General features: G+C 38.2%; 14 protein-coding genes. 6 read left to right on the plus strand and 8 right to left on the minus strand.

Annotated features, from left to right (window positions below; translation table 11 throughout):
* Positions 1-161 precede the first annotated feature (161 nt).
* Both RMB13_RS01460 and cysK read left to right on the plus strand, forming a co-directional pair.
* Positions 162-704 carry a GNAT family N-acetyltransferase gene (locus RMB13_RS01460; protein WP_311084215.1) on the plus strand — a complete coding sequence of 181 codons (543 nt, stop codon included), beginning with the start codon at positions 162-164 and terminating at the stop codon, positions 702-704.
* Between the two features lie 314 nt (positions 705-1,018).
* Complete coding sequence (gene cysK, locus RMB13_RS01465; protein ID WP_311084216.1) at positions 1,019-2,017, plus strand: cysteine synthase A; 999 nt, start codon at positions 1,019-1,021, stop codon at positions 2,015-2,017.
* Between the two features lie 55 nt (positions 2,018-2,072).
* Here the strand turns inward: cysK and RMB13_RS01470 are convergent, their stop codons facing one another.
* From RMB13_RS01470 to RMB13_RS01485, 4 genes are all read right to left on the minus strand, one after another.
* Entirely contained in the window at positions 2,073-2,681 is a 609-nt protein-coding gene (locus RMB13_RS01470; protein ID WP_080592970.1) for a lytic transglycosylase domain-containing protein, read from the minus strand.
* Between the two features lie 279 nt (positions 2,682-2,960).
* Positions 2,961-3,194, minus strand: coding sequence for a DUF2798 domain-containing protein (locus tag RMB13_RS01475; protein ID WP_311084217.1), 234 nt, complete (start codon positions 3,192-3,194; stop codon positions 2,961-2,963).
* Between the two features lie 4 nt (positions 3,195-3,198).
* On the minus strand, positions 3,199-3,765 hold the full coding sequence (locus RMB13_RS01480; protein ID WP_311084218.1) for a flavodoxin family protein: 567 nt from the start codon (positions 3,763-3,765) through the stop codon (positions 3,199-3,201).
* Between the two features lie 16 nt (positions 3,766-3,781).
* Complete coding sequence (locus RMB13_RS01485; protein WP_311084219.1) at positions 3,782-4,267, minus strand: DUF2938 domain-containing protein; 486 nt, start codon at positions 4,265-4,267, stop codon at positions 3,782-3,784.
* An 80-nt stretch (positions 4,268-4,347) separates the two neighbouring features.
* Between RMB13_RS01485 and RMB13_RS01490 the strand changes: the two genes are divergently transcribed.
* The 4 genes from RMB13_RS01490 to RMB13_RS01505 all read left to right on the plus strand — a co-directional run bounded on the left by RMB13_RS01490 (position 4,348) and on the right by RMB13_RS01505 (position 9,568).
* Positions 4,348-4,752: a helix-turn-helix domain-containing protein gene (locus RMB13_RS01490; protein ID WP_045437140.1), complete on the plus strand. Its 405-nt coding sequence runs from the start codon at positions 4,348-4,350 to the stop codon at positions 4,750-4,752.
* 145 nt (positions 4,753-4,897) lie between these two features.
* A complete protein-coding gene (locus tag RMB13_RS01495; protein WP_311084220.1) occupies positions 4,898-6,157 on the plus strand; it encodes an esterase-like activity of phytase family protein in 1,260 nt (419 codons plus the stop codon).
* Between the two features lie 214 nt (positions 6,158-6,371).
* Positions 6,372-8,753 carry a YgiQ family radical SAM protein gene (locus tag RMB13_RS01500; protein WP_311084221.1) on the plus strand — a complete coding sequence of 794 codons (2,382 nt, stop codon included), beginning with the start codon at positions 6,372-6,374 and terminating at the stop codon, positions 8,751-8,753.
* 314 nt (positions 8,754-9,067) lie between these two features.
* Positions 9,068-9,568, plus strand: a complete 501-nt coding sequence (locus tag RMB13_RS01505; protein WP_003654375.1) for a DUF2726 domain-containing protein — start codon at positions 9,068-9,070, stop codon at positions 9,566-9,568.
* Positions 9,569-9,774: 206 nt separating this feature from the next.
* On the opposite strand, the gene RMB13_RS01510 is transcribed toward RMB13_RS01505, so the two are convergent.
* The 4 genes from RMB13_RS01510 to mdtD form a co-directional block, all read right to left on the minus strand.
* Positions 9,775-10,128 (minus strand): RidA family protein, encoded by a 354-nt coding sequence (locus tag RMB13_RS01510; RefSeq protein ID WP_209831395.1) that lies wholly within the window; start codon positions 10,126-10,128, stop codon positions 9,775-9,777.
* A 318-nt stretch (positions 10,129-10,446) separates the two neighbouring features.
* A complete protein-coding gene (gene dinB / locus RMB13_RS01515) occupies positions 10,447-11,502 on the minus strand; it encodes a DNA polymerase IV (protein ID WP_017391135.1) in 1,056 nt (351 codons plus the stop codon).
* A gap of 1 nt (position 11,503) precedes the next feature.
* Positions 11,504-12,265, minus strand: a complete 762-nt coding sequence (locus RMB13_RS01520; protein ID WP_311084222.1) for a GH25 family lysozyme — start codon at positions 12,263-12,265, stop codon at positions 11,504-11,506.
* Positions 12,266-12,342: 77 nt separating this feature from the next.
* Positions 12,343-13,734, minus strand: a complete 1,392-nt coding sequence (gene mdtD, locus RMB13_RS01525; protein WP_005037383.1) for a multidrug transporter subunit MdtD — start codon at positions 13,732-13,734, stop codon at positions 12,343-12,345.
* Between the last annotated feature and the right edge of the window lie 137 nt (positions 13,735-13,871).

Consider the following 13,871-nt stretch of genomic DNA (forward strand, 5'->3'; position numbering starts at 1 on the left):
GTAAGTCATCGCCAGCTCATTATTCTAAACACCCTCAACTTAACAGTTGAGGGTGTTTTTTTATGCCTGGAAATAACCATTAGAATGGTTTTCATTAAAAATACTGCATATTATTGCGATCTTTGCTTATGATATGAGCAATTAAAATTGAGCTTCTGCTTATGCAGTTTAAAATTATCGCGGCCCAAGATCTAAATAAGCAAGAGCGACAACAGATTGCTGAGCTATGTTTTGCTGCTTTTGATGAAGATCCTTGGAGTCAATATACTTTTATGCAAACTGCTGTTCATCTATTAGGCATATTAGATGAGAATATTGTGTCACATGCTTTATGGACAGATAGAGTTTTCACCATAAATGGCAGTTTCAATGTAAAAATTGCTTATATAGAGTATGTGACTACTGACTACAAGATGAGGGGTAAGGGGTTCGCATCGCAATTATTAAGACATTTAGTTGATACATTAACTTCTTTGGAATATGGGCTTGTGGCATTACAACCAGAAGATGAAGCATTTTATACAAAATTAGGTTGGATTTCATGGTGGGGAGATTTATACATCAAACAAGATACTTCTACTTATCTGACTGATGACTATGAAATTATGCTATATCCTTTGAGTACTCAGCTGACAGACCGACTATCACATCGTTCAGAAGAGAATACTATTTGCGCAGAATGGCGAGAGGGTGAAGTTTGGTAGTTTTAATTACATAAAATATTGAACAAATATTAGCTTTAATGTTTGATCAGAAGATTAGTGTAGTCTTAATAATGTGAAATATTAGCCAGCGTTCCTATTATTTTTAATGTGGTATGTAAATAGGAAAATAAATTTATCTAATCTAATAATTTGATTCTTAAAGTATTTTTAAATTGTTATTTGTTGAAAATAAATCTATGACAAGACACGTTGTTAATTTGATAATTTAGGCATTACTTAGCTTTTCTACTTTCCTGTTTATTAGAGAAGCTTATAATGATTCAGAATCATTCCAAATTTAATAAGGATATAACATGACTACCGACCAGCAATTTCCAACTCCCAATAATTTAGGGATCGCAGTTTATTCAAATAATGCAGAAGCAATTGGTAATACACCTTTAGTTCGTATCAATCGTTTGATTAAAACTGATGCAACTGTATTAGCAAAAGTAGAAAGCCGGAATCCTGCATTTTCTGTGAAATGTCGTATTGGGGCGGCACTTATTGCAGATGCAGAAAAGCGTGGTGTGTTAAAAGAAGGCATGCATATTATTGAACCAACCAGTGGTAACACGGGGATTGCGTTGGCTTTTGTTGCAGCGGCTAAGGGTTACCCAATTACTTTAACTATGCCTGCAAGCATGAGTCTTGAGCGTAGAAAAGTGTTAAAAGCACTCGGTGCCAATTTAGTTTTAACTGAACCAGCGAAAGGGATGAAAGGTGCAGTTGATGAAGCTGTGCGATTAGCAGCTGAACAACCAGATGTTTATTTCCTACCTCAACAATTTGAAAACCCAGCGAATCCACAAATCCATGTGGATACAACTGGTCCTGAAATTTGGCAAGCAACAGGCGGGCAAGTCGATATTTTGGTTGCTGGTGTAGGTACTGGTGGCACAATTACTGGTATTTCTCGTTATTTCGAACAAGTTCAAAATAAACCTTTGTATTCTGTAGCAGTTGAACCTGCCGAGTCTCCAATTATTACTCAAACTAGAAATGGTGAGAATATTACACCTGCACCGCATAAAATTCAGGGAATTGGTGCGAACTTTATTCCAAAGAATCTTGATTTAGATCTTGTTGATGAAGTCCTACCAATAACTAGTGAAGAAGCAATTCAGTGGGCAAGAAATTGTGCAACGCAGGAAGGCATTTTAGTGGGTATTTCAAGTGGAGCAGCTTTGGCTGCGGCTGCTAAAATTGCAGAACGTCCTGAAAATGCTGGCAAAACGATTGTTGTTATTCTTCCAGACAGTGGTGAGCGTTATTTATCTTCTGTTCTATTTGAAGGTTTATTTGACGAATAAAATTACTTGTATAAAAAAGCCCATCAACAGATGGGCTTTTTTATTTGACTTTAATTTATAAGGCGCTTTTTAGAGCTTTTTGATGACGTTTAACAGATCGGGCATATTTCTTAGCTTTGTGACGTGTCCAGAAACTTCGCTCATATCCTGTAGGTCCAACATTGTAATAAGCAGTGGCTTTAAACCAACTATCAGCTGACTGATAATAATGATTTAAAATATATGCACCGCATTGAATATTTGTAGATTCATCATACAAATTACCAGCACAAGTTTGTTGCCAATAGCTAGGAATAATTTGAGTTAAACCTACTGCTCCCGTAGGTGATAGCGCATTAGTATTGTAACTAGATTCTTGTCTTATGACCGCGGCAAGTAAAAGAGGCGGCACATTATATTGATCAGCACTTTGAATAATAATTGGAGATAACCGATTCGCTGTGCTTTGTGGAACAGAATAAGCTTTTTGTAAACCAGACGAGAGTTTATTTGAACGCCATGAAAATGAACCACTATTCGGGCCTAAGCTCGTACATCCCGTCATTATTGTCATTAAAACAATTGTAAAAAATTTGAGGCTCAAAATGTGTATTTGAGTTGGTTTAAAATAATTGTTAGATAAAGATGAGGTAAGCAAAATATAAAACCGATAATCAAGTTTCAAATGAAATCATGGTATTCAGCTGTAACTAATGGATCAATATAAGTTCTGTTGCTCAGCACAAGAAAATAGTGATAATTTTGTATGATTAAAATGAAAAAACCCCGACATCCTGTCGAGGTTCCTTCGTATTCAGCTTATGTAGCTAACTCCTGTCAACTACCGCTTCCTGCGTTCTTATTCTTCTTCAATGAGACATCCTGTCTCTCTATGTTTCATATATTATAAAAAAATACTAAAGCTGGATATCCGCAATTCACCGCAAGTTTTGTACGTTTTAACTTACAGATATACTTTTTCAACTTTCTTAAATACGATGTCGACTAGTTTCTGTGCTACAGAAGTACAGATCAACACACTTGGGAAAGCAAATATCCATGCAATACCCCATGTGGATATCCATAATGAAAAGAAATTTTGAACTGGTCCTACTGCTTTGAAAGTCGTAATTCCTGAAATTATAAATGACATCGTTGCGGATAAAATTAAGAGTAATAAAATCCTTTGTGCTGTCATAATCTTACACTCCAAGATAAGCATTCAAGGTCATTGCAAAATTATTTCCAAATAATCGAGCAGTTTTAATGTCTCCTTCATCAAACCTATCGGGACTACTGCCGTGTTCAGCCTGAGCCATTAATCCTGTCCATGAACCAAGACGATTAGCAGCTTCAGAATAAGGCACACCTTGATGTTGCTCGGGCAGAATTGGATTACCGATCCATAGCATGCCATGTTGCATACAGAAGGTAAAAAGTGAAATTAATGTCGATTGTTTATCACCCGCGGGAAGGGATGATACGGTAAACCCAGCCGCTAGTTTTCCTTTAAAGCTCTGTTTTTTCCATAGTGGGCCAGTTGCATCCATGAGTTGTTTTAATTTCGAGGATACTCCGCCTAAGTAAGTCGGAGATCCCCAAATCAATCCATCGTATTGGATAAGTATTTCAGCGTTTTCAATGAGATGTTCAGCACTTAGTAGATCTACTTTAATATTTTTTTGGCTTAATACGCCAGTTTGAATTTGCTGAGCAATAAACTGAGTATGACCTTGGTGACTATGGTAAATAATAGCAACGGTTTTCATGAGATTTTCCTTTATTTTAAATTTGAAAGATTTTTGCAGTGAGATATAAACCACAGCCAAAAACACTATGATTAAGCAAACTTTTTAGACAATTCAAAAATGGATGAGGGGTTTTTGAAGAAGCGAAACCACTACCCATAGCAGGTTGCATAATAAAAAAAGGAATGAGAACAGTGACTAAACCAAAAAGTAGCGCTGAGTAAAACTGAGGATGAATGAGCCAATCGGAGCCCACAATGCAAAGAAAGCTCAAGGCAAAAATCAGCCCAACGCTATAGTGTGTGATCCAACCCAGTAAATATTCACCCTTAATTTGAGGGCTTTGGGCAATGGATTGATGTATGAATTTGTCTTGAAATATCCAACCAATCCAGCGTCCGAGAAAGGTAAAGTTTAAGGTTGGAATTTTGAATAATTTTAGTATTAACAGCCAGATATCCATAATTACTGTTGCCCCGATACCGAGGCATAAAGCTTGAAAGAACAATGTGGAGATATTCATTTTTACACCTTGCTTTTATACGTATGAAACGTGATAAATTTATTGTGCAAGTTGAAGTTCACTTGAAGTCAAGAGGGTATATGGATATTGGTGAAGTCGCGAAAAAGGCACAAGTCACAACAGCAACGCTACGTTTTTATGAAGAGAAGGGATTAATTAAATCAATAGGGCGCCAAGGTTTACGCCGGCAGTATGGTAAACAGGTGCTTGATCAATTGGCATTAATTGCTTTAGGTCGTGCTGCGGGTTTTTCTTTAAATGAAATCGCCACAATGTTTGGACAAGATGGTAAACCTGATCTTGATCGTCAAAAATTAAAAGATAAAGCTGAACAATTAGAGCAAATGGCAAAGCGATTACATTTTATTAGTCAAGGATTACAACATGCGGCAGTGTGTCCTGCTGAAAATCATATGCTATGTCCCACCTTTCAGAATTTTTTGAAAGCAGCAATTGCCGGAGAATATCAGCCAACGAAACTTTAGTGAAATCTTGAGCCAATAGTTTTTTAACATTGATCTAACAGATATATTTGTCATATTTTCGCCATAAAGATTTCATCTTTTTGAAGTAAAAACTTCATATAAGCTTGATTAAATTTGCTTAATTTTTTACCGACTGTATAAAACCATGAGCAAAAGAACTTTAGTCGCATTATTATGCTGTGCCAGTTTAGGATTGACGGCATGTAACGATGATAAGGATCAAGAACAAACTTCACCCACTGAAAACGTTACCGAACCGACCTTAATTTCTTTTGCCAAGTTATCTGTAGAAACCTACGCTGCTGGTCCAGACTCTGGCGCATATGTGAAAGGTGCAAATGGAATTTATCCTCCATTTAAAGGCCAGCCTGTACAGGGCTTTTCTGCTGCATTAAAAAATGAAGATGGCAGTTATATGGCAATGGCCGATAACGGCTTTGGAACTCAAGCTAATTCATCAGACTTTTTACTTCGTATTTATAAAATAAAGCCTGATTTCAAAACTAAAGCTAAAGGCGCGGGTCAAGTTACTGTGCAAAGCTTTATCCAACTGCGTGATCCAAACAAGTTAATTCCATTTAGTATCGTCAATGGTGATACAGCTGAGCGTTTATTAACAGGTGCTGATTTTGACCCAGAGTCAATGCAACGTACTGGTGATGGGACTTATTGGATTGGGGATGAGTTTGGTCCTTATTTACTTCATTTCTCTGCAGATGGTGTGTTGTTGGATGCCCCGATTGCTTTGCCAAATCCATTAAATCCGACGCAAGAACTTCGCTCTCCTCAAAATCAGTTTAATAAAGCACAAATTAATTTTGTAGAGCCTCTGGTTCAGCAAAGTGGTGGTTTTGAAGGAATGGCAATTTCGCCAGATGGCCAATATCTTTATCCTCTTGTAGAGAAACCAGTTAAATCGATTCGAGAAACGGAAAGACAGCTATTGATTTCTCAATTTGACCTGAAGAAAAAAGCTTATACAGGAAAATATTATTGGTTCCAGTTAGACAGTAAGGCAACCAATATTGGTGACTTCCAACTCTTTAATGATAAAGAAGGCATTATTATTGAGCGTGATGCGACTCAGAATAATTTAGGCGGATATAAAAAATTAATTCGTATTAAATTAAATGAGTCAGGCCAACCTGTAAGTCGCGAAGATTTAGTCGATTTAATTAAAATTGCCAATCCTAATTTACTTTATGGCACAGCAAGAGCCGGAGATATTGGGACAGAGCAGGTTTTCGCTTTCCCATTTGAAACCATTGAAGATGTCATCATTGAAAATAGTACAACGTTGACTGTTCTAAATGATAATAACTTCCCAGGCTCTACAGGGCGTAACGCAAAATTGGCTGACGATAATGAGATTATTCAAATTCGTTTGCCAAAAGCTTTGTTCTAAACCCTATAAATAAATGATTTAAAACTGCGGCGGCTTTTATTCCGCCGCATTTATTAGAAGAATAAAATATTGAATAAACTTTAATCAAATTAATTTTTATATCCTTGTTTTCGTTTGTTTTATAAACAGGGAAAATGAATGGAATTCATGTTAAAATGATCGGCTTTCATCTTTAGATGTCTCTCCTCCATCTGCTAGCCGAGATTCGCAAGCCATGTCTACTGCCTACACCATGCAAACTGCGCCAAAAGCGTTGTTTGATTACGACAAATATTGGGCGTCGTGTTTTGAACCAGCGCCATTTTTGCCGATGTCACGAGAAGAAATGGATCAACTCGGTTGGGATGCTTGTGACTTCATTTTAGTTTGCGGTGATGCCTATATTGACCATCCATCGTTTGTTTCAGGTGTGATTGGACGTGTGCTTGAGGCACAAGGTTTTCGTGTCGGAATTATTGCACAGCCAGACTGGACCAATGTTGAAAGCTTCCGCGTTTTAGGTAAGCCTACCATTGCTTGGGGTGTGACGGCAGGTAATATGGATTCGATGATCAACCGTTATACGGCAGATCGTAAAATTCGTTCAGATGATGCTTACTCTCCAAACAATGAGCCGAACAAACGTCCTGACCGTGCAGCAACGGTATATTGCCAGCGTTGTCGTGAAGCATTCCCTGATGTACCTGTGTTGTTAGGTGGAATTGAAGGCAGTTTACGTCGTATTGCACACTACGATTATTGGTCAGATAAAGTTCGTCGTTCAATTTTGATGGATTCAAAAGCCGATTTGCTTATGTATGGTAATGGTGAGCGTGCCATTATTGATGTGATGCACCGTTTGGCTAAAGGTGAAAAAATCCACGAGATTACAGATGTTCGTGGTACAGCATTTATTATTAATAAACATAACAAAGCATCAAAAGCAAAGTTTGTTGAAGTTGCGAGTAATGATGTAGATACGATTGGACGTGTTGATCCAATTATTAACCCATATGTCATGACTGAAGATATTGATGGCTGTGAGGTTGAAAAAGAAAAAGGTAACTCATTAGCTCAGTATCAAGATTTCCAGAAAGAGATTGTTGCAAATCCGATTGTGCGTGAAGGCGACAAACTAGATGACGACACTCAAATCGTTCAATTAAAGCCGGCACCGTCAAAAGCAATTAAACATAAGTTACCTCCACGCGGGTTAGCAGTAATTCGTTTACCTTCTTTTGAAGAAGTGTCAAATGATCACGTACTTTACGCGCATGCAAACCGTATTTTGCATCTTGAAACTAATCCGGGTAATGCACGTGCACTCGTTCAACGCCATGGTGAACGTGATGTCTGGATCAATCCTCCACCAATTCCTCTAACCACTGAGGAAATGGACTATGTGTTTGATCTTCCATATGCACGTTTGCCTCATCCAACTTATGGCGATGCTCGTTTCCCTGCATTTGATATGATCAAATTCTCGGTCAACATTATGCGTGGCTGTTTTGGTGGCTGTACTTTCTGTTCGATTACAGAACATGAAGGTCGTATTATTCAAAACCGTTCTGAAGACTCAATTTTACGTGAGATTGAGAAAATTCGTGACACGGCACCAAACTTCACAGGCATTATTTCTGACTTAGGCGGTCCAACCGCAAACATGTACCGTTTGCACTGTAAAGACCCTGAAATTGAAAAGAACTGCCGTAAACCTTCTTGTGTATATCCGGGTGTTTGTCAAAACTTGCATACCGATCATGCACCTTTAGTACAGCTTTATCGTAAAGCGCGTGCGATTAAAGGTGTGAAGAAGATTCTAATTGGTTCGGGTTTGCGTTATGACCTTGCCGTACTGAATCCGGAATATGTAAAAGAACTGGTACAACATCATGTTGGCGGTTATTTAAAAATTGCTCCAGAGCATACCGAAAATGGCCCTTTATCGAAGATGATGAAACCGGGTATTGGTACGTATGATCGTTTCAAGCAAATGTTTGACCGTTTCAGTAAAGAAGCAGGAAAAGAGCAATACTTAATTCCTTACTTTATTGCTGCGCATCCGGGTACTTCAGATTATGACATGATGCACCTTGCAATCTGGCTTAAGAAAAATGGTTTCCGTGCCGATCAGGTACAGACGTTCTATCCATCGCCAATGGCAACTGCAACCACCATGTACTATTCGGGTAAAAACCCGCTTGCTAAGGTAGCTCGCTATACCGAAAAGGTTGATATTGTAAAGGGTGAGAAACGTCGTCGTTTGCATAAAGCATTCTTACGTTACCATGATCCAAACAACTGGCCATTACTTCGTGAGGCCTTAAAAGAAATGGGTCGTGCCGATTTAATTGGTAATTCGAAGCAGCATTTGATTCCGACCTATCAGCCACAAGGTACTGCTGAAGGTGAATATAAATCTGCGCGTAAGAAGAACTCGTCTGTGGCGGGAGATTCAGCAAAACGCGGTCAGGGGCAATCTCGCTCAGCAGCAGGGCAAAAACGTCCACAAAAAGGACAGGTTCTAACCCAACATACTGGTTTACCTCCTCGTGAAACAGGTGAGAAGAGACCGTTTGGTGGTAAAAGTAAACCAAAATCAAAAGCTCGTGGATAATGATAAAAAAGGCTCTTAAACAGAGCCTTTTTTGTTTTTAATGTGTCTATTTAAATCGCATAGTGAGATTTTTGCAGATTTAAAGTACAAAAAACGTAACGAAAAATGATAAATACCATAAATCTGACGAGCTGCACTTGATTGTTGTTGACTCTATGATTATAAATAATGTGAGGGTGGCTAAATTTAAGCCAAGCTTGATAACTACAAGTGAAATTACTAAGTGAACCTTTTAAAGAACGGCTGTGTCGTTATCAATTAAAACAAAGTGTGATCTAGCAAAATCATTATAAAAAACTTAAAGGATTAAGCCCATGTATTATCTAATTACGATCTTATTATTATTTTTGGCTGTTGTGATGGCAGTGAAAAGTCTTTCACGAAGGCATCAACATGATAGTGCCTTGAAGCGCCGTGCAGTATTAACGAGTCATGAGCAAATAACATTAACCAGACTACAAACAGTTTTGCCTAAATTTACAGTATTGGCACATGTATCCTTTGATGCACTATTAACTACAAAATATGCGCATACACGTCGAAAATATCAAAATATGGCAGCTGATTTTGTTGTACTTGATCAAAATTATCAGGTTGTTGTAGTTGTTGTTCTTGGTGAAAATGGTTTACGCCGAGCGCATCAACAATATGAACGTCGTCTGTTGCAACTCGCTGGTTATCGCGTGCTGCATTATAGTGAGGTACCTGACTATCATGATCTAAGAAGAGACTTATTGAGTCCAGAAACAGAGATGGCAACTTTACATGCAACGCCACAGCTAGAAAGAATGTCAAATGCTTTTGTGAAGTCTTAAAAAGTAGGTAACGTCGGATTGAGATAAGAGTTCGGTGCAATAAAGATTAAAAATAATTGTGCCTCATCTTGAATAACAAGTATGGGCAAGCTTAGCAATTTGATAAGCCCTAATAAGATACTGACATTAATTATTTAAGCATTAAAAAATTGAGCAATATAACTAGAGATATTGCTCAATTTAATCTCGATTTATATTTATAAAAATTATGGAAGTACTGCAACAACCGTCATTTCTACAAGCACGTCCGGCGTATAAAGTTTGGACTCTACACAAGTACGCGCTGGTGGATGTCCTTCACTAATCCATGCATCCCAAACAGCATTCATCGCTGCATAATCTTTTTCGATATCTTTTAGAAAAATCATGACAGAAAGAATGTGGGTTTTATCGGTTCCAGCTTCTGCCAATAAGCGATCAATATTATCTAAAGTTTGCTGAGTCTGTGATGTAACATCTACGCTTGTATCATCTGCGAGTTGCCCAGCTAAGTGTACTAAATTACCTGAAATCGCAACTTCGCAGTAGCGTGAAGTAACGTGTAAACGCTTTACCGTCATAAAAATGCTCTAGAGTGGCTTTATTTAATAGTTTTGATTTTATGAAGAGTTGCTAGGTAGGTGCAAGCAAGTAGAAAAGAATTTCAGTAGATTATTGTGATGAAGAGAATATGCTAAGCCATGTATCAGAAGGGCCCTGTAATATTCGGATTTGGTCGTCACGCCAATCACAGGACGGTATGCCAAAAGTAAAGGTTGCTTTAAGCATGTTGCAAATACATGGGTAATGAATATGCGCTGATTAGGTTACTCTAAACTTGGAGCAAAAGGGAATAGATTTTGTTCAAAACCCACTCTTTTTGAGTGAAAAGTAGTCAGTCACCAAAGGTTAAGTTGAAAGTCATCTGATTGGGTTTGTAACTGATAAACCCCTATACCAATTAAGCGGAACTGGAAATGTTCGGGAATCTGCATTTCATTTAATAATAAAAATAAAACTTGGATGAGGTCGTGTAGTGACTGGATGGGTCTTTTAAAGCTTTTACTATGCTGTAAAGTCTGAAAATTCTTGAGTTTAAGTTTGACATTAACACCACGTGCATTGAGTTGTTTTTTCTCTAAGCTTTGCCAGACTTTTTCGGCTAAGCCCTGCCAATAGGGCTGACATTGAGCTAAAGTAAAATCACTATCAAAGGTAGTCTCTTTTGAAATTTGTTGGCGAGCTCTTTCAGCTTGAACTGGTCTATGGTCAATTCCTTGTGCATATAGATAAAGCTGTTGCCCATATTTACCGAAATGGTGAACTAAAATAGCCTCTTCAATTTTCTGTAAGTCACCCAGCGTATGTAACTGGAGCTGCTGTAATTTTTCCTGAGTGACTTTACCCACACCAGGAATTTTTTTAAGTGGAAGATCTTGAATGAAATTAGCAACCTGCGAAGGTTTTATTACGCATAAGCCATTCGGTTTATTCCAGTCCGAAGCAATTTTTGCTAAAAACTTATTGGGTGCTACACCTGCCGATGCAGTCAGTCCAGTTAATCTGAAAATATCTTCTCGAATATGCATGGCAACTTCAGTTGCACTCGCAATCTGTTTTAAATTCTCAGTGACATCCAAATAAGCTTCATCTAAAGATAATGGCTCAATAAGTAGCGTATATTGCTGAAAGATCGAGTGAATTTGAGCTGAAACTGTGCGATATTTTTCAAAATTTGGTTCAATAATAACGACTTGAGGGCATAGTTTTCTTGCCTGACTCATCGACATGGCTGAACGCAAACCAAATTCGCGGGCAGGGTAAGATGCAGCAGCAATCACAGCTCGCGGATGATGAGACGAAATAACAACGGGTAAATGCCTTAATTCAGGTTGTTCCCGTAGCTCGACTGATGCATAAAAGGCATCCATATCGATATGAATGATTTTGCGCATATTATTGTGCTTTCACGATGCCTTGCTGCTGTAAAAATTGGTGCCATTCTTTGACTGACCCCTCATAGACATTTAAGTCTACAGGCTTTATCACCCCTTCAATTTTACCTTGATTACTATGCTGCCAAAAGAGCCATTTTCTTTTATCTTTGAGTTCAGGTTTAGCTTCATAATCACGAACCCAAAGGGGAGTAGCAGAAAAATTTCCAACTAGGACAATGTGGTAAAAAGTTCTGGAAATATAGAAGATAGGCTGTTTTCCATAATGCTGTTTTAAGCGATCATGCATGATGCCAATTTCTTTAATTAACTGCTCTTTGGTGTATGTATTAATACAGTTACTGTCGTATTCCAGATCAATAACTGGCGGAAGCGCATCTGATTTTTTAGGCACCGTCGCAATAAAGTTATCTGCTTGCGTTTTACCATCACGGCATAGACGATAAAAGTGATAAGCCCCTACATGAAGCCCATGTTCACGAGCTTTGAGCCAGTTTTCTTGAAATTTTGAATCTTTGTAATCACCACCTTCAGTCGCTTTTAAATAAACGAATTGGAACTTTTCTGGTGATATTTTTTTCCATTCAATGTCACCTTGATGGTGAGAGACATCGAATCCTTGAACTGGATAATCTTGTGCCACGGCTTTTTGTTGATAGAACAGACCAAAATAAGCCAATATTCCCATAACACATGCCAAGCCAATTCCCATTAGGGTATTGTGGTGCCGTGCTGTGAAAAAGGTTTTAGCCAGTTTGGTCATGCAAAACTCATTAAAGATGTTAGGCCGCCATCATAACGTGATTCAAGAGTGATAAACCACGCTAAAAATGCAACGGCTTATACGGGGGTATTTTTGGGAATTTGCCAGAAGATAAGTGCAGCAATGACATTGATACAACCGAGGCAAATTAAAGTGACATGGAATGCTGTTGTCACATGATCGGCACCATAATAACTGGTAAATACATTAATGAGTGTACCTGCCAGCGCCACGCCAATACTCATTGATAGCATCATGATCATCGATAAAAAACTATTACCGCTACTCGCATCTTGTTGAGGCAAATCTTTTAAGGTCAAAGTGTTCATTCCAACAAATTGTAATGAATTTAATGTACCAAATAAGAAAAAGTGTAAGGCTCTAAACCAAGTTGGAGTGTCGACTGTCATGATTGCAAAAGACGCAATACATAACCCGACCAGTGTTGTATTGATGAGTAAAAAACGTCGGTAGCCAATTTTCTGAATAATAGGTCTGACGATTGGCTTTGAAAATAATGAACCTAACACTAGAGGAATCATCATTAAACCCGCAATAAAAGGTTCAAAACCAAAAGCGACCTGTAACATGAGCGGTAAAACAAAAGGTAAGGCATTACCACCAAAGCGTGCAAAGAAATTACCTAAAATACCAATCGCATAAATTTTATTTCTAAAGAGTCGACTGCGGAATAATGCGTTTTGATGGGTGTGAGAATGATAGGCATACCAAAGTGTTGCGATTATGCCGACGACTAATAGCGAAATGCTGAACCATTTTGAATATTCAGGTGAGGCCAGATGTTCGATACCCAAAGACCATCCGATCATTGCTACCACTAACAAGATGAAGCCGCCTAAATCAAATGTTTTGACTGAAGGTTCTTTTAAATTAGGCATGACTTTTAATGTCATTAATATGCCTAAGATACCCATAGGAATATTGATGAGAAAAATCCAGTGCCAAGTTGCAACTTCAACTAACCAGCCGCCTAAAGTTGGACCAGCCAAAGGTCCGAGTAAACCTGCAAGACTCATTAAGCTCATTGCAGCTAAGAACTGAGTTCGAGGAATAATTTTTAAAAGAGATAATCGACCAACAGGGAGTAATAATGCTCCACCCACGCCTTGGATAACTCGGAAAACTAACAGCTCATTGAGACTTTGAGAAAGACCACAACCTAAAGAAGCCAGAGTAAAAATAACGATTGCCGATAAGAAAATATTTCTAACACCAAAGCGGTCTGCTAACCAGCCACTTAAAGGAATACAGGCAGCTACTGATAAAACATAGGCCACTACTACGCTGTGCATGCGTAGAGGGTCTTCATTTAAATGATGAGCCATTGCAGGAATAGCAGTATTTACAATCGTTGTGTCCAAAGCCTGCATAAAAAAGCCAATGGAAACCAAAAGTACGAGTAAGCGATATTCAGGTTGCAAGGCTTGGTGAGTCGGCGTGGCATTCATAACATTTGAAAGTTAACGTTTTGGTCTAGTGTAAAACAAATTGAAAGTAAAAAAAGTAAGACAATGTTGAGTACCCCTTTACTAAATCTAATTGCTTTTGAAGGCAACGGTGAAAATAGTTAAAACAAAAAAAGCGG

This window comes from Acinetobacter sp. V102_4 (assembly GCF_031799005.1).
In the GTDB taxonomy this organism is placed as follows: Bacteria; Pseudomonadota; Gammaproteobacteria; order Pseudomonadales; family Moraxellaceae; genus Acinetobacter; species Acinetobacter calcoaceticus.

What these genes read in the sequence shown, in the direction of transcription:
- RMB13_RS01460 (WP_311084215.1), top strand. Translation starts at nt 162, where the DNA reads ATGCAGTTTAAAATTATCGCGGCCCAAGATCTAAATAAGCAAGAGCGA.
- cysK (WP_311084216.1), top strand. Translation starts at nt 1,019, where the DNA reads ATGACTACCGACCAGCAATTTCCAACTCCCAATAATTTAGGGATCGCA.
- RMB13_RS01475 (WP_311084217.1), bottom strand. Translation starts at nt 3,194, where the DNA reads ATGACAGCACAAAGGATTTTATTACTCTTAATTTTATCCGCAACGATG.
- RMB13_RS01480 (WP_311084218.1), bottom strand. Translation starts at nt 3,765, where the DNA reads ATGAAAACCGTTGCTATTATTTACCATAGTCACCAAGGTCATACTCAG.
- RMB13_RS01485 (WP_311084219.1), bottom strand. Translation starts at nt 4,267, where the DNA reads ATGAATATCTCCACATTGTTCTTTCAAGCTTTATGCCTCGGTATCGGG.
- RMB13_RS01490 (WP_045437140.1), top strand. Translation starts at nt 4,348, where the DNA reads ATGGATATTGGTGAAGTCGCGAAAAAGGCACAAGTCACAACAGCAACG.
- RMB13_RS01495 (WP_311084220.1), top strand. Translation starts at nt 4,898, where the DNA reads ATGAGCAAAAGAACTTTAGTCGCATTATTATGCTGTGCCAGTTTAGGA.
- RMB13_RS01500 (WP_311084221.1), top strand. Translation starts at nt 6,372, where the DNA reads ATGTCTACTGCCTACACCATGCAAACTGCGCCAAAAGCGTTGTTTGAT.
- RMB13_RS01505 (WP_003654375.1), top strand. Translation starts at nt 9,068, where the DNA reads ATGTATTATCTAATTACGATCTTATTATTATTTTTGGCTGTTGTGATG.
- RMB13_RS01510 (WP_209831395.1), bottom strand. Translation starts at nt 10,128, where the DNA reads ATGACGGTAAAGCGTTTACACGTTACTTCACGCTACTGCGAAGTTGCG.
- dinB (WP_017391135.1), bottom strand. Translation starts at nt 11,502, where the DNA reads ATGCGCAAAATCATTCATATCGATATGGATGCCTTTTATGCATCAGTC.
- RMB13_RS01520 (WP_311084222.1), bottom strand. Translation starts at nt 12,265, where the DNA reads ATGACCAAACTGGCTAAAACCTTTTTCACAGCACGGCACCACAATACC.
- mdtD (WP_005037383.1), bottom strand. Translation starts at nt 13,734, where the DNA reads ATGAATGCCACGCCGACTCACCAAGCCTTGCAACCTGAATATCGCTTA.